The sequence below is a fragment of the Photobacterium sanguinicancri genome (genome assembly GCF_024346675.1).
In the GTDB taxonomy this organism is placed as follows: Bacteria; Pseudomonadota; Gammaproteobacteria; order Enterobacterales; family Vibrionaceae; genus Photobacterium; species Photobacterium sanguinicancri.
The window spans coordinates 2527943-2550071 of record NZ_AP024850.1 but is presented as its reverse complement, the minus strand read 5'-3'; the positions used below and the strand labels follow the sequence as shown (position 1 = coordinate 2550071).

The 22129-nt window shown below is 44.1% G+C and carries 19 protein-coding genes; 5 read left to right on the top strand and 14 right to left on the bottom strand.

All coding sequences use genetic code 11. The annotated features are described in order from the left end of the window. Positions 1-86: 86 nt before the first annotated feature. Positions 87-692 carry a peroxiredoxin C gene (locus OCU87_RS11885; RefSeq protein WP_048899157.1) on the top strand — a complete coding sequence of 202 codons (606 nt, stop codon included), beginning with the start codon at positions 87-89 and terminating at the stop codon, positions 690-692. 74 nt (positions 693-766) lie between these two features. On the opposite strand, the gene OCU87_RS11880 is transcribed toward OCU87_RS11885, so the two are convergent. From OCU87_RS11880 to rnt, 3 genes are all read right to left on the bottom strand, one after another. Then, positions 767-3184: a VolA/Pla-1 family phospholipase gene (locus OCU87_RS11880; RefSeq protein WP_261857228.1), complete on the bottom strand. Its 2418-nt coding sequence runs from the start codon at positions 3182-3184 to the stop codon at positions 767-769. Between the two features lie 54 nt (positions 3185-3238). Continuing rightward, entirely contained in the window at positions 3239-4495 is a 1257-nt protein-coding gene (locus OCU87_RS11875) for an outer membrane protein transport protein (protein ID WP_062691008.1), read from the bottom strand. Between the two features lie 270 nt (positions 4496-4765). Next, positions 4766-5434: a ribonuclease T gene (gene rnt, locus OCU87_RS11870; protein ID WP_062691009.1), complete on the bottom strand. Its 669-nt coding sequence runs from the start codon at positions 5432-5434 to the stop codon at positions 4766-4768. Between the two features lie 126 nt (positions 5435-5560). Between rnt and motY the strand changes: the two genes are divergently transcribed. Continuing rightward, positions 5561-6448, top strand: coding sequence for a flagellar protein MotY (motY, locus tag OCU87_RS11865; RefSeq protein ID WP_261857227.1), 888 nt, complete (start codon positions 5561-5563; stop codon positions 6446-6448). A 153-nt stretch (positions 6449-6601) separates the two neighbouring features. Here the strand turns inward: motY and OCU87_RS11860 are convergent, their stop codons facing one another. From OCU87_RS11860 to rsxA, 11 genes are all read right to left on the bottom strand, one after another. After that, positions 6602-7045 (bottom strand): DUF2753 family protein, encoded by a 444-nt coding sequence (locus OCU87_RS11860; RefSeq protein WP_048899161.1) that lies wholly within the window; start codon positions 7043-7045, stop codon positions 6602-6604. A 13-nt stretch (positions 7046-7058) separates the two neighbouring features. Continuing rightward, positions 7059-7673: a superoxide dismutase gene (locus tag OCU87_RS11855; RefSeq protein WP_261857226.1), complete on the bottom strand. Its 615-nt coding sequence runs from the start codon at positions 7671-7673 to the stop codon at positions 7059-7061. Positions 7674-7838: 165 nt separating this feature from the next. Further along, positions 7839-8231 carry a lactoylglutathione lyase gene (gloA, locus tag OCU87_RS11850; protein WP_062691011.1) on the bottom strand — a complete coding sequence of 131 codons (393 nt, stop codon included), beginning with the start codon at positions 8229-8231 and terminating at the stop codon, positions 7839-7841. A 157-nt stretch (positions 8232-8388) separates the two neighbouring features. Next, positions 8389-10809, bottom strand: coding sequence for a hypothetical protein (locus OCU87_RS11845; RefSeq protein WP_261857225.1), 2421 nt, complete (start codon positions 10807-10809; stop codon positions 8389-8391). Positions 10810-10993: 184 nt separating this feature from the next. Then, positions 10994-11635 (bottom strand): endonuclease III, encoded by a 642-nt coding sequence (gene nth, locus OCU87_RS11840; protein WP_094956431.1) that lies wholly within the window; start codon positions 11633-11635, stop codon positions 10994-10996. 124 nt (positions 11636-11759) lie between these two features. Then, positions 11760-12461 (bottom strand): electron transport complex subunit E, encoded by a 702-nt coding sequence (locus OCU87_RS11835; protein WP_094956430.1) that lies wholly within the window; start codon positions 12459-12461, stop codon positions 11760-11762. 2 nt (positions 12462-12463) lie between these two features. Beyond that, complete coding sequence (gene rsxG, locus OCU87_RS11830) at positions 12464-13099, bottom strand: electron transport complex subunit RsxG (protein WP_261857224.1); 636 nt, start codon at positions 13097-13099, stop codon at positions 12464-12466. 9 nt (positions 13100-13108) lie between these two features. After that, positions 13109-14158: an electron transport complex subunit RsxD gene (rsxD, locus tag OCU87_RS11825; protein ID WP_261857223.1), complete on the bottom strand. Its 1050-nt coding sequence runs from the start codon at positions 14156-14158 to the stop codon at positions 13109-13111. A 3-nt stretch (positions 14159-14161) separates the two neighbouring features. Next, positions 14162-17212 carry an electron transport complex subunit RsxC gene (gene rsxC, locus OCU87_RS11820; RefSeq protein WP_261857222.1) on the bottom strand — a complete coding sequence of 1017 codons (3051 nt, stop codon included), beginning with the start codon at positions 17210-17212 and terminating at the stop codon, positions 14162-14164. Positions 17213-17214: 2 nt separating this feature from the next. Next, entirely contained in the window at positions 17215-17793 is a 579-nt protein-coding gene (gene rsxB, locus OCU87_RS11815) for an electron transport complex subunit RsxB (RefSeq protein WP_261857221.1), read from the bottom strand. Between the two features lies 1 nt (position 17794). Beyond that, complete coding sequence (gene rsxA / locus OCU87_RS11810) at positions 17795-18376, bottom strand: electron transport complex subunit RsxA (RefSeq protein ID WP_048901065.1); 582 nt, start codon at positions 18374-18376, stop codon at positions 17795-17797. Positions 18377-18804: 428 nt separating this feature from the next. On the opposite strand from rsxA, the gene dcuC reads away from it, so the two are divergent. From dcuC to OCU87_RS11795, 3 genes are all read left to right on the top strand, one after another. Next, complete coding sequence (gene dcuC / locus OCU87_RS11805) at positions 18805-20184, top strand: C4-dicarboxylate transporter DcuC (RefSeq protein ID WP_261857220.1); 1380 nt, start codon at positions 18805-18807, stop codon at positions 20182-20184. Between the two features lie 11 nt (positions 20185-20195). Beyond that, entirely contained in the window at positions 20196-20933 is a 738-nt protein-coding gene (pepE, locus tag OCU87_RS11800; protein ID WP_062690453.1) for a dipeptidase PepE, read from the top strand. A 677-nt stretch (positions 20934-21610) separates the two neighbouring features. Beyond that, positions 21611-22060, top strand: coding sequence for an L-alanine exporter AlaE (locus OCU87_RS11795; RefSeq protein ID WP_062687804.1), 450 nt, complete (start codon positions 21611-21613; stop codon positions 22058-22060). Positions 22061-22129: the final 69 nt, after the last annotated feature.

Below are 22129 nucleotides of genomic sequence, written 5' to 3'. Positions count from 1 at the left end.
TCCTGTCTATACTGGTTATCGGCTGTGTTGTCAGAACAATACTGGCAATTGACAGCACTTATTTACTACATCACATGGAGTTACTTATGAGTGTTTTAGTTGGACGTTTAGCGCCTGATTTTACAGCGGCTGCGGTACTGGGTAATGGTGAAATTGTTGATCAATTTAATTTAAAACAGCACATCCAAGGGAAAGCGGCGGTTATCTTTTTCTACCCACTAGACTTCACTTTTGTGTGTCCGTCAGAACTGATCGCCTTTGATAAGCGTTTTGCTGATTTTCAAGCAAAAGGTGTTGAAGTGATTGGTGTATCGATTGATTCTCAGTTCTCGCACAACGCGTGGCGTAACACGGCAGTGGAAGATGGCGGTATTGGTCAGGTGCAATACCCGCTAATTGCTGATACTAAACATGAAATTTGTCAGGCGTATGATGTAGAGCACCCTGAAGCGGGCGTGGCATTCCGCGGTTCGTTCCTGATTGATAAAGAAGGGTTAGTGCGTCACCAAGTGGTGAATGACCTACCGCTTGGCCGTAATATTGATGAAATGCTACGTATGGTTGATGCCCTACAATTCCACGAAGAGCATGGTGAAGTATGCCCTGCTCAGTGGGAAAAAGGTAAAGACGGTATGGATGCATCACCAGAAGGCGTGGCGAAGTACTTATCGGCGCACACTGACGATTTGTAATTCCATGTGATAAATCGCGTTATAAAAAATAAAGGCGAGCCACTGGCTCGCCTTTGTTGTTTTAGCTCTATCAATTACGGTGTAGTGAACAAAACTGTGTCATCAGTGACAGTAGCTTTACCTGTCGTAATGAATGACGCTGTTTGTTTTTGCATTTCTGCTGTTACTGCTACAGAACCACCGACAGGTGTGAGTAATGAACTATGTGTACCTGCATTGAACAGGGTTGCAACACGAGAGCTAGTTGAAGTTTGGCCAGCAGTGCTTAGTTGTTCAAACCCTGCGATAAGTGGCATTGTGCCACCGAATGGTGAATAAGGTTTGCTTGATGCTAGCGATAAGGCATTTGGGATCACCTCGTCATCTTTCACGACATTAATCAATACAGGAATAGAAGGGTCGATCTTACCAAGATGGTTAATTGGGTCGACACTATCTAATACTGTCTGAGCGGCATACGCAAACTGAGTGAACAAACCATCAATCTCTGCCTTTTTAGCGGCTGAGAGTGAGTCGTAAAAGTCACTTACACACTTAGCTGACGTACTTGATCCACATTTCGCCTCTTTGTAGGTTTTGTAATCAGGAATGGTTGTTAACACCCCGTCTTTCACAGTGCCACCAAATGCCGTTGAGTTAAGCAGTAGGTAAGGGATACCTGCCCCTGGGTTAGCATATTGAGCGCGAGAGATCTTAAACATTCCTCCTTCAACAGCAGGATCTGGACTTAGTTTTCGGTTAGTTACCGCGGTAAAGTCGATCCCTGTGATAGCGCCTAGCGAGTGGCCCAGGAATCCGACACCTGAAGTTCCGAAAGTGAGTTTGTCGAATGGGGCAGGAACAGGGTTCCCAGCTAATTTCGTTGCAATCACGGAACCTAGTGCAGCTCGTAAACTCATTTGATCTGCCACGGATTGGCGTAAATTATCTCGGCCAACAGGTAAGTAGCTTAGATTCATGTATACGTCAGCATTGGCATCATCAGTCACCGTGCCGTCAGATAGCTTACGTGACCCATGTAATGGTAAGTCGATCGCCATTAATGCTGTACATTGAGTTGTGCTTAAAGTCGGAGCCAGTCCGTAAATATTTTCTTTTACAGAAGTAATACCGTGCTGGTAGATAGTTACTGGAACATTTGTGTCGTCTGCACATACCCCAGCTTTTGGTAGAATTAATAAATAATCAATCGTTTGTACTGATTTTAATTGAGGGATAGGGCTGTAACGTGTGATCTCACGATTAGCATCTAGTTGTTTACCGCCAACTTCGATTTTTTCACCCATAAGTTTTGTCATTAGAGTGACTTGGGTTGTTAAGTCACCTTCAGCCGCTTTTTTCAGATCGTCTTCAGTGATCTTCAAATCTGTCATTTTAGCTGCAACCGCGGCTTTTTCTGCGTCACTGCCTGATGCTAAAGTCGACTTCAGTATTGCAAGGCTTGGCATGGCACTTTGCCATGGCGTAGATTGCCATTTTTTACCGTTGACTTCAGTTTCGAGGAAGTATGGAACATTTAATTTTCCTTGATAAGCAGTAAATCCAAGTGTGTTAAGTGGGGCTGGCAGAGCAGAGGTGATATTTTGAGTTGCAGTAAAATCAAATTTTAATAGAGAGTTGAGTTTTTCCTCTGAAATATTATTCGGATTTGCGGTACCTTTCCAAACGGTGCTTGCTGGTTGTTGAGCTTTGAATGCACTTAAGGTTGATGCGATAGCGGCTTTAGTTGCGAACATCACATCACCCGCAGAAGCGGTTGAGAACCAGCTAGAGTAGATAATGCTATCTGCAGATGTGCCTGTTGCAGCTATCAAACCCTCAGTGAGATGAATGATTTTCTGCGCACCTTTTAGCTTTTCAACGGGTTCTGATTTTTTGGTTTTTAATGACGCATAAGAACCTGAAAGACCTACTTTATTGCCTTTAACGTCTTTCAAATCATCGGTTAGTGCGAACATGTAATGGCTAGAGGCATCTAGCGGTTTTATTGGCTGGGCGATAACTGATTTCCCTTGTACAAAGACTAGGTAGTCAGCGGTAAGATCGGGTGCTGCTGGGTTGAACGTTGCCTTCAGCACTACAGGTTGTTGTGCTGCTGGATCTGTTGTTGTTGGATCGGATACTTTGAGTAACTTAAAGGCTGTCACAATAGAAGTCGGATCTAGGTCGTTACCTTCAAATGAGATCATGATTGGTTGAGTGGTACTCCAACCGTCAGTACTGTTCATTGCAACTACAGGATCGGCAATGGATGTATTATCAGTGGGTAAACCAAGCGTGCCATCATTGGAGTCCATGAGCAGGAAGCTCGGGCGAGGCATATCAGCATCAGCACCTTGCAACTGGAATTTGACCTTAGTCGGTGCTTTTAGACTTTGTTGAATGCCTTGCTCATAAGAAATCGTGCTATCGCCTTCAATCGATGATTCATTGCCACAGCCAGTTAAGCCAAGGGTTGAAGCGATCATCAGCGCTAATAATTGTTTTTTCATTTGTTGCTCCATAGGGCATGTTCTAGGTGAGTGACTTAGTGTCAAAACACACCCTTAGAATGAGTAATTCATTTGCGCTGCACCAACAACGGCGCCACCGGTTGAAGTAAAGGTCAGTTCACCTGCGCTACTATCTTCGGTAAACGTGCCTTCTGTGCCGTGAATGTACGTCACACCTACATCTACGCTAAGCTGTGAACTGTATGCCCATGTCGCACCAGCCGAGTACCAGTAACGATCGGAGTCTGGAATGCTGAGTGTCGGCTTGCCTGCTTGTTCATCAAAAGCGAAACCTGTTCGTACTGTCCATTCAGGGTTAATACGGTAAGTACCACCAATGGCCCAACGGAAATTGTCTTCGTATTTTTCATCTTTCATGAAACACACGCCAGACATGCCGTTGTAATTACATTTGTCGTTGGTGGCTTTTAGCTCTTCGAACTTACTCCACTGCGTCCATTGCACGCTGTAGTGAACTGCAAACTCTTTGGTGAGAGAGTGATAACCCGAGAATTCTGCAATCGCGGGAAGCACAACAGGAAGGCTACCTACAGCCGTTGAACCTTTTTGTTTTGGTTCAATGATAGTGCCTTCGTAATCGGTGAATTCACCTTCAAACTCAAGGGAAACTTGCGAGCGGTAGCTCACGCCAAAACGGTGGTCTTCATTGACTTCATAAAGTGCGCCGACGTTCCAGCTCCAATCCCATGTGTCACCTTCCATACTGATTAGCTTATCTTCTGGCGAACCGCTAAATAAAGGTGCTAAACGGCCTAAGTGGCGGTTTAATTCAGCATCTGCATAAACCAAGCTGACACCACCACCAATGCTAAATTGGTCATTAATACGGTAAGCAACACTTGGATTTAAGTTGATGGTAATCAGTGAGGTTTTACCCGCAAGATCACCACTGGCGAAGTCGGTTGGGTACTCTGTAGTAACGCCATAGTTAGTAAATAGCGCTAAACCAAAAGCGAATTTCTCATTAATTGGTTGTACGTAGTAACCCGCAGGCACAAAACTAAGTGGTGCAACATCTTTAGCGGTTTGATTTGCGGCATGATCTTTTACGTCAATGTTGGGGTCGACAATACTGCCTGCGGCAGAAATTTGTGCGGAATCGAACATCATCATTGCTGCAGGGTTGCGAGCAATAACTGATGCGTTATCGGCAATAGCGGCTTCACCCGCGAAAGCGCGACCTAATCCTGATGCCGAATGCTCCGAAACTTGGAAACCAGCACTGTGTGCTTGGAGTGAGGTTAATGCGATGGTTACGGCTATGGCTGTGCGGTTTATTTTAATGGACATTTATGCTGCCTCTCTATAATGCTTCTTGTTCTTCATTCCATGAAAGAAAAAAATGAACGCTATGCGTTCAATAGCAGTATAAATATGCCCAACCTGTTTGTTAACCCCTTGTTATGGTTTGCATTCTATCTATTTGTTAATTATATGATCAATGTTCGGTTATTGTGTTTAAAACTGACGTTTAAAGCGGCAGTTTGCGTTTAGTTGACAGAGAAAAGCCCAGTAATACTGGGCTTTGGTAGGAGGTCTGATGAGGCGCTCTTGTTTGAATTATTGAGCGTTTTCTGACTCATCTGTTTGAGGGGCCACTAAAGGCCAGCCGCCTAATCTTTTCCATTTGTTAACAATCTCACAAAATAACTCGGCAGTACGCTCGGTGTCGTACAGTGCTGAGTGTGCTTCTTTGTTGTCAAAAGGGATCCCTGCGGTCTCACAGGCTTTAGCTAAAACGGTCTGACCAAAGGTTAAACCACTTAATGCTGCTGTATCGAAAGTCGCAAAAGGGTGGAAAGGGTTACGCTTTAATTTGGCACGTTCAGAGGCTTGCATCATAAAGCTGTGGTCGAAGTTTGCGTTATGCGCAACCATGATGGCACGTGAACAGCCAGCGGCTTTTAGTTCTTTGCGGACTTGCTTATAAATGGCTTTAATTGCCGTTTCTTCTGAAACAGCACCACGTAATGGGCTAAACGGGTCACGAATACCGTTGAAATCAAGGGCTGCTTGATGGATTATCGCCCCTTCAAATGGTGCAACGTGGAAATGTACGGTTGTTGCTGGTTTAAGCCAACCATCTTCATCCATTTCTAATGTCACAGCACACACTTCTAGCAGTGCATCGGTTTTGGCATCAAAGCCTGCTGTTTCAACATCAATAACAACAGGGAAGTAGCCGCGAAAGCGACTTTTCAGTGTATTTAGTTCGTTATCTTGGCTCATAGCACTATGGTTGCAATAAATTCAACGAGCATTATGTCAGATTCGGCACTTGTCGTGCAGTGTCCTAAAGATTTTTTTTCTCGATTCGATACAATAGGGGAGCGCGCATTAATGAGTTGGAAGGGTATGACAATTTTTTTGAAAACAGTGGTAACAGGTACAATGTTGTTTGTCAGTGTATTGAGCACCAGTGCCAGTGCGGCCAAACAGTATGTAGCTACCCCTGCTAGCTCAGAATGGAAAGTTGCAGTCGACACGCCTTTAGAATGCCGACTTATCCATCAAATTCCGAATTATGGTGAGGCGCAGTTTACGTCTAAAGCAGGTAAAAAAATCAATCTCGATTTTGAACTAAAAATGCGTCGTCCAATGGGGGAAACTCGCAGCGTTAATTTGGTGTCTATGCCACCACGTTGGATGCCAGGTGATGCGGCTGAACCTATGACGCGAATTCAATTTTTTAAGCAGTTTGACGGTTATGTTGGCGGGCAGAGTGCTTGGGCGATGCTAACAGAATTAGAAAGTGGCCGTTACCCAACATTCAGTTATCAAGACTGGCAGCATAATAATAAGTTAATCGAAGTGGGGTTGTCTGCGGTTTCTTTCCAATCCCCTTATCTGCAATTTAGTTCGTGCATTGGTAATCTGTTACCTTATAGTTTTGACGATATTGCCTTTACAGTGCTTCATTATGATCGCGACAGTGATGAACTAAATAAAGCCTCGCAAAAACGCTTATCTCAAATCACAGATTTTGTGCGTTACAGTGACGATATTGATCTTATTTTGATTGCGACTTATACCGATTCGATTGGCGGTAAGAATGTGAATCAAAACTTGTCAGAACGACGGGCGAAGAAGCTGGAAGAGTATTTCATGACACTGGGTTTACCTAAAGACAGGATCCAAGTGGAAGCCTTTGGTAAGCGTCGCCCGATTGCTGATAATGAGTCGCCAATCGGCCGTAACAAAAACCGACGCGTGGTGATTTCTTTGGGGCGCAGCTTGATCTAATGAAGTCATTTGATTTAGTGAAGGTGGTTGTTCGAATGAATGGATCAGTTATTTGCTGATTCGTGAACAACATAGAAAATAAAGAAAAACGCGCTGCCTAGCCTCAGCGCGTTTTTTATTAGTTGTGGCGTCTATATAAGAGGCTCTGTTGAACTAATGCAGTTTAAAACGTGCAATGAGTTCACACTGACTGCTAACGGTAATATTCTCGACTTGTTGCGCCACTATTGGATTGGGGTGACGTTTTAAAAATTCGATTAACGCCGATTTACAGCAACCGATAGACTCAACGAACGTATCACACTCTTTACGAGGGCATTGTGGGATAAGCGCCATCACTTGTTCAGAAGCTAGCTGCAAATATTTAAGCTCGTATTCGCTATCACCTGCATTGCGCCAAAATGCCGCAAGGTTATGACATGAAACAACCTTAATTGTTAGTAACTCTTCAAACTCATCACGCGTTCCTTGCAGTGGCTCAAGCTGTTGCGCTGCCGCCAGTGCAAGTTGGTAATGAATGATAGACATCATTGGCTTCTGCTCTCGTTCAGATTCGTTAGCCAATAAGGTATGAGTTTCCCAGCGTGATACGTCCATGATTATCCCTTTATTATGCTGAGTGCAAAGCATCAAGGTAGTGTTGTTGTACTTGATCCCAGTCCACAACATGCCACCAAGCATCGATATATTCTGGGCGTTTATTTTGGTAGCTGATGTAGTACGCGTGTTCCCACACATCGAGCGCTAATACAGGAATGCCCTGCACGCTTTCTACATCCATCAGTGGATTATCTTGATTGCTGGTGGTTGATATCTCTAATCGTCCTTCAACGACGGATAACCAGATAAAACCAGAGCCAAAGTGATTGGCTGCAGCGGCAGAAAATTCAGCTTTGAAATCGTTAAAGCTACCAAAGTGGCAGTTAATCGCTTCTGCTAATAAGCCAGAAGGCATACCACCACCTTGTGGTGACATGCATGCCCAATACAAGTTGTGGTTGTAATAGCCACCACCGTGGTTTCTGACGGCGGGTGAGTATTGCGATACTTTGGCAAAGATCTCAGGCAGTGATTGTGTTTCGAGTTCAGTACCGCTTATTGCCGTCATAAATTTATCGAAGTAGGTGCGATGATGACGCGCGTGGTGGATTTCCATCGTGCGCGCATCTATGTACGGTTCTAGTGCGTCATAGGCATAAGGCAGCGCTGGGAAAGTGAATGACATATCGTATCTCTCTTGGTTTTTTATTATCGTATTGATAATCATTATCAATATCAACCATGAATTTTGTACGATAATTAATTTGCTTGCAGTCTCACACTTCAATGAAAAAAGCCAAAGCAAGGCTTTGGCTTATAGATACAAGGATCAAAAGGGAGGGTAATAAGGCTAATCGCGTTGAATCAGCTCTATTTGATAACCGTCAGGGTCTTTCACAAAAGCGATGTGAGTCGAACCGCCTTTTACAGGCCCAGGCTCACGAGTTACATTCCCACCAGCTGCTTTAATAGCATCACAAGTGGCGTAAACATCCGATACACCAATGGCAATATGACCAAATGCAGAGCCCATGTCGTACTCAGTAGTATCCCAGTTATAGGTCAGCTCGATCACCGCACCTTGAGATTCATCGCCATAACCAACAAAAGCGAGGGTATATTTATAGGCTTCGTTCTCACGCTTGCGCAGTAAATCCATCCCCATTACATCGGTGTAAAAAGCGATAGAGCGGTCTAAATCTCCCACGCGTAGCATGGTATGTAAAATACGTCCGTTTGCCATGAATCCTCTGATTTAACGATATAAATTAGTTTTATTTTATACGAATTCTATCAATTATCTAATCTATCATGATTTACAAAATGATGAGGGAATGAACGAGATCTTAAGGAAAAAAAGCCGCAGAAGCGGCTTTATTGGGTTTTATCTTTATGCACTACTAATTAGCTGGAACATGAGGTGTGAAAATAAACGGAGGTTTTGGTACTGCTTCAAAGTTCTCGTTAATGCTGGTTACATCTTTGTCTATAAAAGTGAAGCTATCAAGTAAAAAAGCACTCGTAGCATCAGCGTTGAAGGTGAAGTTGTAGTTTGGCATTGATCCTGATAACGGAATATTTACAGTTAAATTCTCTAGACTTCCATTTTCAGCCTGAACTTCGATACCAACTTCTGTGAAAGTCGTTTTATTTATCACTGTTGAAGTAACTTGATACCAACGGCTGTTAGGTACAGATAAACAGGCTGTTTGGGACCCCATATCACCATAAATGCAAATACGGTTGTTCATGCCAGAGTGATTATCAAAACTGATTTGGAAGTGGTTATTGTATTGCTCACTCATTATAAGTGAGAAACGATCATTCAAATCTGTAGAGAAGCTTACTTGATAATCAAAATCACTCGGTGAAGGAATGTTTTCTAATAACTTTACTGCTAGGTTACCGCCATACATTTTCAAAACATTGCCATCAGTAAATTTAGATGGATGCTCTGGCTCTGCTACCTTCCAAGTGTTCTGATCGCGTACCGTCCAGTCAAAGGTACGGTCTGCATCATTTGCTTGAGCATGCATTAATGAGATCCCATCGCTATCTTGTGCTTGTTTATCAATAAACACACGATAGTTCGTCGACCACTCTAATGGCTTGTTATCTGTTGCTTGGTTGTTATCTTGGTCAAACAAGATATGCGCCATGCGGTTTAACCAAACCACCATATTGCCGATAGGCTGGCTATGTGTGGTATCTGAGATTGTTAGGTTATCTTCGACGCTTTGCGGGTCCATCCACTTGTTGAATTCAAGTGTACCCGAGAATTGATCTTGATCGTGTAGCTTAAGACCTAGCACTTTTGGATAGCCGCCTGAGTTTTCAGGGCGTTGTGGGCGTAGCACTTCCATATCCGCAATAGTCAGAGCGTCGCCATGTACCGACGTAGTCTCATTAAAGGTTAAATACTCAGACTCCGGTTTACCTTGGCTTAGCGCTAGGGTGTCAATTTCACCAGACACCATGATTGAGCTCGCATTATCAAAACCGGTAAAGAACAAGGTGTCACCTGCTAGTTTCCATGATTCAATACTTAGGCGTTGAGTTGCCCAGTCTTGGTCAAAGAGTTTAATCGTTTCACCATCAACAATACGGGTAATACCGATAATATCGCGTTGCCCGTAGTTAAGGTTACTTTCTTCTTCTATGTAATAAGCATGACCTTTGGCCACTTGCATTTGTTGGTTTTGATTATAGTAATGATCACTCGGTAACTTGATCGTCACTAATTTATTATTATCAAATGGTAAGCGACGCATTAAATGTGCTTGTTCGTACCAACTTCCATCTGGGCCACTAACAGACTCGTTATAAACGCCATAGATATAGCCATCATCACCCATAATAATGCTATTAAGGTAGTAAGAGCTCATTTGATTGGAGTGGCCAGAAAGTGTGGATTTATTTACGCCACCAATGAAGACTTTGCTAGCTTGAGCAAAGCTGAAATTGTTGTAACTGTTATCACGTGAATAAATGACGGTATTGTGATCATCAACGGTATACCAGCCATTACTCCATTGATCTTTTTCAAGTTCGACTGTGCTGAGTGTGTCATTTGCCAAGTCTGGGATCATCTTGAGTTTTTCAGCGCGGTAAACCAAAGAGTTAGCTTTAGTGACAATGAAGCTGCTCACTGAGTCAACATCTGTAGTAAGTAGTTTCTTATTACCTTGAGTATCAATACGAGTCAGAGGGGCGCTTGGTGAATTGTAATCAAAATCAAGATAGCCATCGTCATTGATAGAAAACCCTCGGCTTAGAAAATAAGCATTACCAGCACCATCAAATTGAAGCGGCTTAAAGCGGCCATCGTTGACTTCGTTCCAATAGCCGTAAGGCATTTCAGCGACTAAGCCTTCAGCTAAGCAGCTCCAATTGTTGTTTTTTACATTAACTTTGAAAATCGCACAGTTAGTCGCTCTAAGAATATTTTCGCTTTCCCATGCATTCATTGCGTCAATCACGACGTAAAGGTAATTACCATCTTCACTAAGAACGCTGTAACTGACTTTTGAGCTGTAAACAGATTCAATCGCTTCTCGAAGCTGACCTTTATCATCCAACGTGTAAAAATTACTTGAAGTGTCGGTGTTAGATGCAGTTAAAAGTGATTTATTAACAAGTAGTTGGTTGTTAGATGTAGAAACAACACTGGTAGCGCCAGCAATATTAAAGGAGAAGTTTTCAGGAGATGGATTTTCAGGGTATTTGGGATTGCCAACATTATCGTCAGAACTATCACCGCCACCACAGGCACTTAGGGTCAGTGCTAAAAGCACAGAAAGAGAAACTGTATTGAACTGCATTGCTGATACTCATGTCACTAAATTTAATGGAATGATATACCATTAATATTGAGTATGGAATACTGTATATGGTTGTCGTTTATATGAACATGTAATGAATTTGCTATTTCTTATAACTATTTTGTGCTTCTTTAAGGACAAAAAAAGCTGCATAAAGCAGCTTTAGTGGGTGATGTAATCAGAATTACTCGTCAGGATAAATCTTATCTTTGAATTCACATAAGTCTTCGATAATGCAGCTGCCACAGCGTGGTTTGCGGGCAACACAGGTGTAGCGACCGTGCAAGATCAGCCAGTGATGGACATCGACTTTGAATTCTTTGGGTACAACTTTTAGTAGCTTTTCTTCTACTTGATCGACGTTCTTGCCCATGGCTAGTTTGGTGCGGTTAGACACGCGGAAAATATGAGTATCGACAGCAATAGTTGGCCAACCAAAGGCGGTATTAAGCACAACATTCGCGGTTTTTCGACCAACCCCTGGCAGTGCTTCAAGTGCTTCACGGTTCTCTGGAATTTCTCCGCCGTGTTTCTCAAGCAAGATGCGGCAGGTTTTGATGACGTTTTCTGCCTTGGCGTTAAATAAGCCGATCGTTTTGATGTATTCCTTTACGCCATCGACACCTAGATCAAAGATCGCTTGTGGGGTATTGGCGATAGGATAAAGTTTGTCGGTGGCTTTGTTAACGCTGACATCTGTTGCTTGTGCTGACAGTAAAACCGCGATCAGCAATTCAAATGGTGAATTCCATTTTAGCTCTGTTTCTGGATGGGGGTTTTCGGCACGTAATCGTTCAAGGATCTGAACGCGCTTTTCATTATTCATAGTGTCGTTGCTTCCAAGCTGATTAAGCCTTGCGGTGTATAAGCAAGTAGGGAGGATAGGTGGTTGAGTCACCTATCTACACCGCAAAGCCTGTGATTATCGTTATTTTTCGTGTGTTTTTACGTTAGTTTGGAGATGTTACTCGCACACGTTCAATTGTTGGTTTGGGTTTTACTGTTGCGTTTTTTTGCTCTCGTTTTTTATCAATCACGTTCTTCAGTGCAATCATAAACCCAACACCAATAAAGGCACCCGGTGGCAGCATTGCCAGTAAGAAGCTGCTGTCGAAATGAAAGACTTCGATGCGCAATACTGACGCCCAATCCCCTAATAGTCGATCAGCCCCATCAAACAAAGTACCGTTACCCAAGATCTCTCGCATTGCACCTAAGACAACCAGTGCGGCTGTCATGCCTAAACCCATCCATAAACCGTCTAAGGTTGCTGGAATAGGGTCATTCTTAGAGGCAAATGATTCTGCGCGGCCAATGATGATACAGTTGGTAACAATCAATGGAATGAAGATACCGAGTGATTGGTATAAGCCATAGGTAAATGCATTCATTAATAGCTGAACACAGGTCACGAGTGAAGCGATGATCATGACGAAAACGGGGATGCGCACTTCAGATGGTACCCACTGACGCACCAGTGAAACAATCAGGTTTGAGCCAACCAACACCATAGTGGTCGCTATGCCTAAGCCGAGGGCGTTAGTTACTGTTGCTGAAACAGCAAGCAGTGGACATAACCCAAGGAGTTGGACAATGGCTGGGTTGTTATTCCACAAACCATTCTTCATCAGTTCTTTATTTATCGTGCTCATAATTATGATTCACCCTGACAGTTCAGTGGTTGATTCAACAATGCTTGCTGGTGGCGAGTATAGTAAAGCGAAACATTCTTTACCGCTTTTACGACGGCACGTGGCGTAATTGTTGCGCCTGTGAATTGGTCGAATTCACCGCCATCTTTACGAACAGCCCATGCAGGATCATTTTCGCCCGCGAGTTTTTTGCCAGTGAAAGATTCAATCCAGTGACTAATACGCATTTCAATCTTATCGCCAAGTCCTGGGGTTTCTTGGTGGCTCAGAATACGCACCCCCGTCACGACACCCGTAGGGTCTAGCCCCACAATAAGCTTGATTGCACCGTTATATCCATCTGGTGCAATTGCTTCGATAGCCACACCGCTTGGCTCACCTTTTTTGCTTGCTAAATAAGCAGGCATTGGCGCTTGAGTACCTAGGTATTGCTCATTGGTGATCAAGGTACAGCTTTTATAAAGCTCATTATCATGGCTTTCTGCTGGAATGACCTGATTCAATACTTTCAACAGCTCTTTTTGCTGTTGTTCTAATATACGGTCTTGCGTCAATAGATTAGTGACGGCAACTAAGGCAGTTGCTAGCAACGCAAAGATTGCCAGTACACCACCATTTTTTTTCATAGCTTGGATCATGGTGGTTCCTTATTTATGACCAAATGTGCGAGGGCGGGTGTAGTAGTCAATCAGTGGTACACACATATTGGCTAGCAACACACTGAATGCGATGCCGTCAGGGAAACCGCCCCAAGTACGAATGAGATACACCAGAATACCAATGAGAGCACCAAACACGAGGCGACCTTTGGTGGTCGTGGCGGCAGATACAGGATCGGTCGCAATAAAGAATGCACCGAGCATAGTTGCCCCCGAGAAAAGGTGGATCAGCGGAGATGCCGTACCATCAGGGTTGAATAGGAAACCTAAACTGCTGATAACAAATAGCGCACTCAACATACCTACTGGGATATGCCATTGGATAACCCGCATTTTTAGCATAACTAAGCCACCAATCAGGAAGCCAAGGTTAATCCACTCCCAACCAATGCCAGCAATGGTACCGAATATAGGCTTTGCCAGCGTTTCCGTGGTGGTGAGCCCCGTTGTTAGCGATGTTTTCAGTGTATCAAGCGGAGTGGCCATGGTAACACCATCAACTGACGCTCGTAGTTGATGAGCACTAAAACCATCTTGAGTGAACCCCGTAAAAATAGTAAGCAAGCTATCGATGAACGACACAGGTTCTGCCGCTAAAGATTGTGGTGGTAACCAGGTTGTCATTTGTACTGGGAATGAAATCAACAGCACTACATACGCCACCATGGCTGGATTGAACAGATTCTGTCCCAATCCACCATAGAGGTGTTTGGCGATGATAATAGCGAAAACCACACCGATGACTGTGATCCACCAAGGGGCAAGTGGCGGAATCGAGATACCAATCAACACACCTGTGAGTAGCGCACTGTTATCTCTCAAGTACGGCAAGAGAGGGCGTTGACGCAGTTTAAGAATAATAGCCTCTGCGCTGACGGCAACCGTCGACGCTAACAGGATATTGATTAATGTACCCCAGCCAAAGAAATACCATTGAGCGGCAACACCAAATGCACAGCATAGAATGACTGTGCGCATTAAGTCGCGCGTACTACGGCGACTGTGTGCATGGGGGGAACTGGCAATATTGAACGCCACGGCTTAGTTATCCTCGTTATTCTGTTGAGCTGCTTTTTCAGCTTGTTCTTTTGCTTGCTGCGCAGCTTTACGTGCTTTAGCACGGGCGACGGCAGCAGCGACAGCGGCTTTTTTCGGATCGATAGTTGGTTCTGAATCTTGAACTGGTTCGTTACTCGCTGGTTCATTACGAATAGCTTCGTTGCTAGTCGGTTCATGACTAGCCGCTTCAGTTGATTCAGTGCTATCAGCTTGTTCTTTTGCTTGCAGAGCAGCTTTGCGTGCTTTGGCGCGTGTGACGGCAGCAGCAACAGCAGCTTTTTTCGGATCAGTTGCAGGTTCAGTCGCAGATTCAGTCTCTGTCACTTCTTCACTGCTTTCTACCGTTTCAGGCTGGCTTTCAGCTTGCTCTTTTGTTTGTTGAGCAGCTTTGCGTGCTTTGGCGCGTGCGACGGCAGCAGCAACAGCAGCTTTTTTCGGGTCAACTGCAGGTTCAGTCGCAGATTTAGTCTCTGTCACTTCTTCACTGCTTTCTACCGTTTCAGGTTGGCTTTCAGCTTGATCTTTTGTTTGTTGAGCAGCTTTGCGTGCTTTAGCTCGGGCGACGGCCGCAGCAACAGCAGCTTTTTTCGGGTCAGTCGCAGATTCAGTCTTTGTCACTTCTTCACTGCTATCTACCGTTTCAGGCTGGCTTTCAGCTTGCTCTTTTGTTTGTTGAGCAGCTTTACGTGCTTTAGCACGGGCGACGGCCGCAGCAACAGCAGCTTTTTTCGGGTCAGTTGCAGGTTCAGTCGCAGATTCAGTCTTTGTCACTTCTTCACTGCTATCTACCGTTTCAGGCTGGCTTTCAGCTTGCTCTTTTGTTTGTTGAGCAGCTTTGCGTGCTTTAGCACGGGCGACGGCAGCAGCAACAGCAGCTTTTTTGGGGTCAGTTGCAGGTTCAGTCTCTGTCACTTCTTCACTGCTATCTACCGTTTCAGGCTGGCTTTCAGCTTGCTCATTTGTTTGTTGAGCCGCTTTACGCGCTTTAGCACGGGCTACGGCAGCAGCAACAGCGGCTTTTTTCGGATCGGCCTCAGCTTGCTGACTTTCTACAGATTCAGTCTGAGATTCGTTTTGTTGTACGGCTTTACGTGCTTTAGCACGGGCGATGGCAGCAGCAACAGCGGCTTTTTTCGGATCGGCCTCAGCTTGCTGACTTTCTGCAGGTTCAGTCTGAGATTCGTTTTGCTGCGCGGCTTTACGTGCTTTGGCACGAGCAATTGCAGCGGCCACAGCATCTTTCTTCGCATCGCCTGATACTTGTGTTTCAGGCGTTGTTTCAGTTGAGCTATCGTTTTGTTCTGCTTGAAGCGTTGCTTTTCGCTCACGTGCTTGGCGCTTACGTTCTTCACGTAATTTCGCCATTTCAGTGTTATCAGGTACGTCATTACCAGCTTGCTGAGCGGCTGCTTGTTTCGCTTTAGCGCGTGCAATGGCTGCCGCTACCGCTGGCTTTTTATCATTTGTAGGCTCGGCAGAACTTGGTGCTGCTGATTCGGCTTGCTTGGCTTTCACGCGTGCAATGGCTGCTGCTACGGCATCATCGCTGCCATTCGAGGACATCTCTTTACGGCGATCATCGGCGGCTTTCTTAAAGCGGTTTTCACGTTCTGCTTTATCGCGTTCCATACGCGCGGTTTTCGCTTCAAAGCGTAAACGGGCTCGTTCTGCATTGGCTTCATCTTGCTGACGCGCAGTAATTTCTGCTTTTGCTTGGCGATAGTACTGCACCAAAGGTATTTCACTAGGGCAGACATACGCACATGCACCACATTCGATACAATCGAACAGGTTGTACTCTTCGCACTTATCGTAATCTTGGTCTTTGGCGTACCACTGTAATTGCTGTGGTAATAGCGCTGAAGGACAAACATCTGCACATGCACTACAACGAATACAGGCCATCTCGTGTGTGTGTAAAGGCAATTCTTTACGCTTAGGTGCCAGCACACAGTTGGTCATTTTAGTGATTGGCACATTAGGGTGGGGCAGCGTAAAGCCCATGAGTGAGCCGCCAATGATCACACGCGGGTATTTCTTATCCGGTTGATAGCTGAAGCTATCCAATAAGTAAGAAATGGGCGTGCCCAAGCGCGCAAAGACATTTCCGCGTTGATTAAATGCTTCACCCGTTAAGGTGACAACGCGTTCAATTAATGGCTCACCATCGATGATTGCGCGTTTAACCGCAAAAGCCGTACCTATATTTTGTACAATCACCCCAACAGACGTCGAACGTGCTTGGCTTGGTACTTCACGACCAGTCAGTACTTTAACGAGTTGTTTTGAGCTACCTGATGGGTACTTTGTTGGGATAACACGTATAAGAATCTGATCATCTTCTGAAACGTGTTGTTCTAAAATACGAATCGCATCGGGCTTGTTATCTTCAATCCCGATGATCGTCAGTTTAGGTTTGACGATATGTTGAAGAATACGAATACCTTCAATGACTTCTTCTGCGTAATCTTGCATCAGGCGGTCATCGGCGGTGATGTAAGGTTCACACTCGGCAGCGTTGATAATCAGGATATCAACGTTACCAATACCCCCTTGAAGTTTACGGCTGGTTGGGAAGCCTGCACCACCAAGACCTGCAATACCACTTAGGCGAATTTGCTCGATTAAATTAGAAGGTTCTTCAGTCGTGTAATCTGCAATGGACGTTTGTGTGCCCCACTGATCGTCACCATCACTATCAAGTACGATACACAGATCGGATAAACCCGATGGATGCGCGATGGTGCGCTCTTCAATCGCGCTAATGATGCCAGATGTCGGTGCGTGAACAGGCACACACATTGCGATATCACCTTTAGTTAAAGGTTGACCTTTTAATACGCGATCGCCAACAGCAACAATGATGTCGCCTTTTGCGCCAATATGTTGCTTTAGCGGCAGTACCAATTGTTGTGGCACACCTGCATGTTGGATCGGCGCATTGCTTGAAATGGTTTTATTTTCTGGTGGATGAATACCACCATGAAAGTCCCACAGCTGGCCTTGTTTGATTTGTTCGATAATTGACAGCATGGTTACTCTACCTTGTCGCTCGGTTCTGCAGGAAGGTTTACAACGGGGATCTGGTTTAGATTCCACTTCCAACTGTCTGGCGTTGTTTCGACTGGGATCATTTCAATACAGTCGGTAGGACAAGGTGCAACACACAAGTCACAGCCGGTACATTCATCTTTAATGACAGTGTGTAATGCTTTAGTGCCGCCAACAATGGCATCGACAGGGCATGCTTGAATACATTTGGTGCAGCCAATGCACATATCTTCGTGGATAAAGGCTACTTTCTTAATTGATAACGCTTCGTCATGGGCGGCGTCTGGTACGTCGACACCCATAAGATCGGCCAGTTTTTCGATAGTAGCTTGGCCGCCGGGAGGACATTTGTTGATGTCGTCACCATTCGCGATTGCCTCTGCATAAGGGCGACAGCCTGGGTAACCACATTGGCCACATTGTGTTTGCGGCAAGATAGCATCGACTTGCTCGACAATAGGGTCCGCTTCGACCTTAAATCGAATAGAGGCAAAACCCAAAATCAAACCAAAAATGGCGGCAAGTACGGCGATTGCAATTACTGCAATTAAAATTCCGCTCATATTACAGTTTCACCAATCCAGTAAAGCCCATGAAAGCCAACGACATTAATCCAGCAGTGATCATTGCAATAGATGCACCTTTAAATGGTTCTGGTACATCGGCGGCTGCAATACGTTCGCGCATCGACGCGAATAGAATCAGCACTAACGAGAAGCCCACCGCAGCACCAAATCCATAAATAACAGATTCGGTGAAATTGTGTCGCTCATTGATGTTAAGTAGGGCAACACCTAAAACGGCACAGTTAGTGGTGATTAGCGGTAAGAAAATGCCCAGCAAACGGTAAAGCGTTGGGCTGGTTTTGTGTACGACCATTTCCGTGAATTGCACCACAACCGCAATCACAAGGATAAAGCTAAGCGTACGCAAGTATTGAATGCCAAGGGGAACCAAGATGTAGGTTTCAACCAAATACGCACACACAGATGCGAGCGTTAGCACGAAGGTCGTGGCTAAGCCCATACCAATTGCAGTTTCCAGTTTTTTAGATACACCCATAAAAGGGCATAAGCCTAAAAATTTGACTAGCACAAAGTTGTTAACCAGCACTGTGCCGACAAGTAATAGCAGGTATTCAGTCATACCGTCTTAATTATTTTGAAAGAGATCTGCATATTATCTGACTTTGGGCAAGCGATAACAACACCTCTCTTGCAGGGTTTTTCAAGAGTGCTGTTTCTTTAAGCATTAAACGACCGCCATGTAGTGATAAATGAATAGCTTGTTATGATTTTTTACGTGGAAAGTCAGTTGATGGCGCATTTATTCACATCTGTTTGCAGAGCATATTTTTGGCGGTCTTCATCATGTTGCGTACTTGTATATGCGAGAGGTTGTCTAATGTAACTTGGCTGTATTTAAAATTTTGCGGTATGAGCAAAATTTAGTGATACATATAGCAATAAGCACTCTCTAGCAGTGTTTGGTGTTGTTTATGTGCCATAGGTCAAAATTTCACAGTGCATTGTTAGGCAGTATTGCCGAGCAAATAATTGGAGAGTCTTGATTTTATGGAATATTTATTCACCCTTGCTATCGTCGGCCTTGTGGCGTATTCGATGCTTAAAAAGTTTAACCCACAAGCAACGCTGATCACGGCTGGCTTATTACTATTAGCTTTTGCACAAATTATGGATATATCGCCTGTGCTGGCTGATGGTAAAACGCAAGGTGCCTTGTTTTTTGATCTTTGGCAGCGCTTTACTGAAATTACCAACAGCCGTCTAGGCAAAGTTGGTTTAACACTGGTATCTATTGCGGGTGTGTCAACATACCTAAACCACATCGGGGCTTCTCAAGCCTTGGTTAAGTCGACATCACGCCCAGTAATGGCCGTTAAAAGCCCATATGTATTGCTTGCGTTAGTGCTGGTGTTTGTTTCTATCATGTATGTGTTTATTACTGGGGCCACATCATTATCATTGCTATTGATGGGTACGTTATACCCAGTACTGCGTAATGCGGGTGTGAGTGCAAAAACGGCGGTTGCAACCATTGTTATCCCGACTGCGTGGGAGTATGGTCCAGGCCAGATCAATGCCGTTATTGGTGCCAATGCGATTAACGTTGAAATTATGGATTTCGTGGTTAACCACCAAACCGTTTTCCAATTGTTACTACTTGTTTCTATTCCGCTGGTAAACATCGCTTGGCAGCGTTACTGTGACAAACGTGAAGGATACGATCCGGCACAAGATCGCGGTAAATATTTACAAACATTAGAAAAGCAACATGATGACAATGATCAAGTACCGGGTTTCTACGCGTTACTGCCTGTATTGCCATTTGTGTTCTTGTTTGGTTTCTCAAGCATGGTGATGGAATCTATTACCATGACCATTCCTATCGCGATGATGTCGACTATTACGATCTGTATCGTGATTGAAGCGATCCGTTTCCGTTCTATTCAACGTGCATTCAATAACTTTGAAGCATGGTTGAAAGGTACAGGGATGATTTTTGCTAGCGTTTTAACCTTAATGATTGCGGCTGAATTCTTCTCTGCTGGTTTGAATAACATTGGGGCAATCACGGCACTGATCGATACTGCTAAGTCATTTGATTTAGGTCCAAGTGGTATCGTTGTTGTGTTCTCTGGCTTTATTTTGTTAACGGCATTTATTACCGGTTCAGGTAATGCGCCTGTAATGGCATTCATCCCAATTGTGCCGCAAATTGCGACAGACTTTGGTGTAAACCCGTTACTACCATTAGTACCAATTCTATTTGCTGCTGGTATCGGCCGTACTATGTCTCCAGTCGCTGGTGTAATCATTACCGTTTCTGGTATGGCGAACATTACACCGATTGATGTAATTAAACGTACGTCAGTACCTATGATCAGCAGCATGCTGGTGGTACTTGTACTGGCTGTATTCAAATACTCGTAAGGATAAGAAAGATGGATATTTTAATGTTAAGCAACGGCAAAATTGCCGGAAATGACCATGTAATGGGTTTTGCGAGTGAAGCAATTATTGAGCAAGTGAAGCGTACTGGTGCCAAAAATTGGGTACTGATTCCGTATGCGGTGATTCGCTCAAGCCATGATGATCGCGTTGCTATGGTACAGCAAACGTTTGATGCACTTGGACTAGATTGTAAAGTAACAGGTCTTCATCAAGCGAAAGACCCTGTTGCTGCGTTAAAAGCAGCAGACGGTATTTTAGTGAGCGGTGGTAACACTTGGGTACTAAACAAAACATTACATGATTTAGGCTTAGTGGGCCCGATTCGTAGAGCGGTATTAGACCTTGGTGTGCCATACATTGGCTGGAGCGCAGGTACTAACATTGCTTGCCCTACGATTCGCACTACTAATGATATGCCGATTATTACAGGTGCTATTTTACCGTCACTGAACCTTGTGCCGTTCCAAATTAATCCACATTACTTGGAAGCGAAAGTTGAAGGCCATAACGGTGAAACCCGTGATGAGCGCATTCAAGAGTTCCTTGAAGTGAATAAGCATGAGCCTGTGATTGGTATTCCTGAAGGAACATGGCTACACCTGCGCGATGGTGAGTTAAGCTACCACAGTGCCAACGGTAAAGATTTGAAGCTATTTAGCTATGGTAATGAGCCAGTTTATTACACTGAAGGTCAAGACATTCAGTTCTTAATGGATCATAGCTGTTAATTACAAGATATAAGCAATTTATAGGCAGGCTATTAAGCCTGCCTTTTTTGTGCCTGATAATTGGAAAAGAACCGGGCTTGATGGACCGAGTCCATTTGAGTATGAGAAGACGATTCAGAAAACACAGGGTATTTCATAGATAAAAAGCACCATTGCTAAATATGGGAAAACTACAATGCCAGATGGTAATTCCATGAGAGCATGTAAAAAACACTATTTTGATGTTCATATGAAGGGGATGCAGCCTATAAATAGAAAGTGTGATCTTGGTTTGAGTTGTCATTATTATGAAATTTCATCATCTTATGAACAAAAAGTAATGTTTCATTAGTGTTAAATTGAATAAACACATCATTTGTGTGAATTAATTATTAAACCCATTAAAAGTGGTGGTTAACCTGATCAAAAATGGTGTTGTTTGCTGACTTAACTATAAGAAATGAGCGTTTGGATTGTAGTGTGGCACGTGAGTGTTGTGTTCTTGGCGTTTTCTGCCAAAAAAATTTATAAAGTCAGCAGTAAATACAGTTTTTAATTTCAACTTCAGTGCCATATTTCGTCTAAAAGCTGTTCAAATACGCAAATAAACTGCCTTGTTTTATATATCTGGTTTATCTAACCATTATCATTAATTTATCTGGTTTTTATCACTGCATGGTGCAGTTATGAGAGGGCGTGTGTCAGTTAAAAATTCATTCAATATCCGAAATGCAGCAGCCGATACATTCGCAATGGTTATTTTTAGCTTTATTGCAGGCATGCTAATTGAAGTGTTTATTTCTGGTATGACGTTAGAGCAGTCGCTTGCGTCACGTACTTTGTCTATCCCGATTAATATTGCGATTGCATGGCCTTATGGCGTATTTCGCGATGCAATGCTGCGTGCGGGTAAGCGCTTATCAACATCAGGTTGGATGCGTAGTGTGGCTGATATGTTGGCTTACGTACTATTCCAGTCACCGGTGTACGCAATGATATTGCTAGTGGTTGGTGCGGATACAGACCAAATCATGAAAGCAGTTGCGAGTAACGCGGTTGTCTCTGGTGCACTTGGCGTGGTTTACGGCCACTTTTTAGATGCTTGTCGTAAAATGTTCAAAGTACCGGGTTACTACCACGCTCAGTGATCTATTTTTACACAGGCAAATCTGAATTGATTAAAGCTTGATATATGATCCAGATATAAAAAAGGTGCC

Coding starts and splice junctions, on each gene's coding strand:
- nth (WP_094956431.1), bottom strand. CDS start 11,635: ATGAATAATGAAAAGCGCGTTCAGATCCTTGAACGATTACGTGCCGAA.
- rnt (WP_062691009.1), bottom strand. CDS start 5,434: ATGAGCCAAGATAACGAACTAAATACACTGAAAAGTCGCTTTCGCGGC.
- dcuC (WP_261857220.1), top strand. CDS start 18,805: ATGGAATATTTATTCACCCTTGCTATCGTCGGCCTTGTGGCGTATTCG.
- motY (WP_261857227.1), top strand. CDS start 5,561: ATGACAATTTTTTTGAAAACAGTGGTAACAGGTACAATGTTGTTTGTC.
- OCU87_RS11875 (WP_062691008.1), bottom strand. CDS start 4,495: ATGTCCATTAAAATAAACCGCACAGCCATAGCCGTAACCATCGCATTA.
- rsxA (WP_048901065.1), bottom strand. CDS start 18,376: ATGACTGAATACCTGCTATTACTTGTCGGCACAGTGCTGGTTAACAAC.
- OCU87_RS11845 (WP_261857225.1), bottom strand. CDS start 10,809: ATGCAGTTCAATACAGTTTCTCTTTCTGTGCTTTTAGCACTGACCCTA.
- rsxG (WP_261857224.1), bottom strand. CDS start 13,099: ATGATCCAAGCTATGAAAAAAAATGGTGGTGTACTGGCAATCTTTGCG.
- OCU87_RS11835 (WP_094956430.1), bottom strand. CDS start 12,461: ATGAGCACGATAAATAAAGAACTGATGAAGAATGGTTTGTGGAATAAC.
- OCU87_RS11880 (WP_261857228.1), bottom strand. CDS start 3,184: ATGAAAAAACAATTATTAGCGCTGATGATCGCTTCAACCCTTGGCTTA.
- rsxB (WP_261857221.1), bottom strand. CDS start 17,793: ATGAGCGGAATTTTAATTGCAGTAATTGCAATCGCCGTACTTGCCGCC.
- gloA (WP_062691011.1), bottom strand. CDS start 8,231: ATGGCAAACGGACGTATTTTACATACCATGCTACGCGTGGGAGATTTA.
- OCU87_RS11855 (WP_261857226.1), bottom strand. CDS start 7,673: ATGTCATTCACTTTCCCAGCGCTGCCTTATGCCTATGACGCACTAGAA.
- OCU87_RS11860 (WP_048899161.1), bottom strand. CDS start 7,045: ATGGACGTATCACGCTGGGAAACTCATACCTTATTGGCTAACGAATCT.
- pepE (WP_062690453.1), top strand. CDS start 20,196: ATGGATATTTTAATGTTAAGCAACGGCAAAATTGCCGGAAATGACCAT.
- rsxC (WP_261857222.1), bottom strand. CDS start 17,212: ATGCTGTCAATTATCGAACAAATCAAACAAGGCCAGCTGTGGGACTTT.
- OCU87_RS11885 (WP_048899157.1), top strand. CDS start 87: ATGAGTGTTTTAGTTGGACGTTTAGCGCCTGATTTTACAGCGGCTGCG.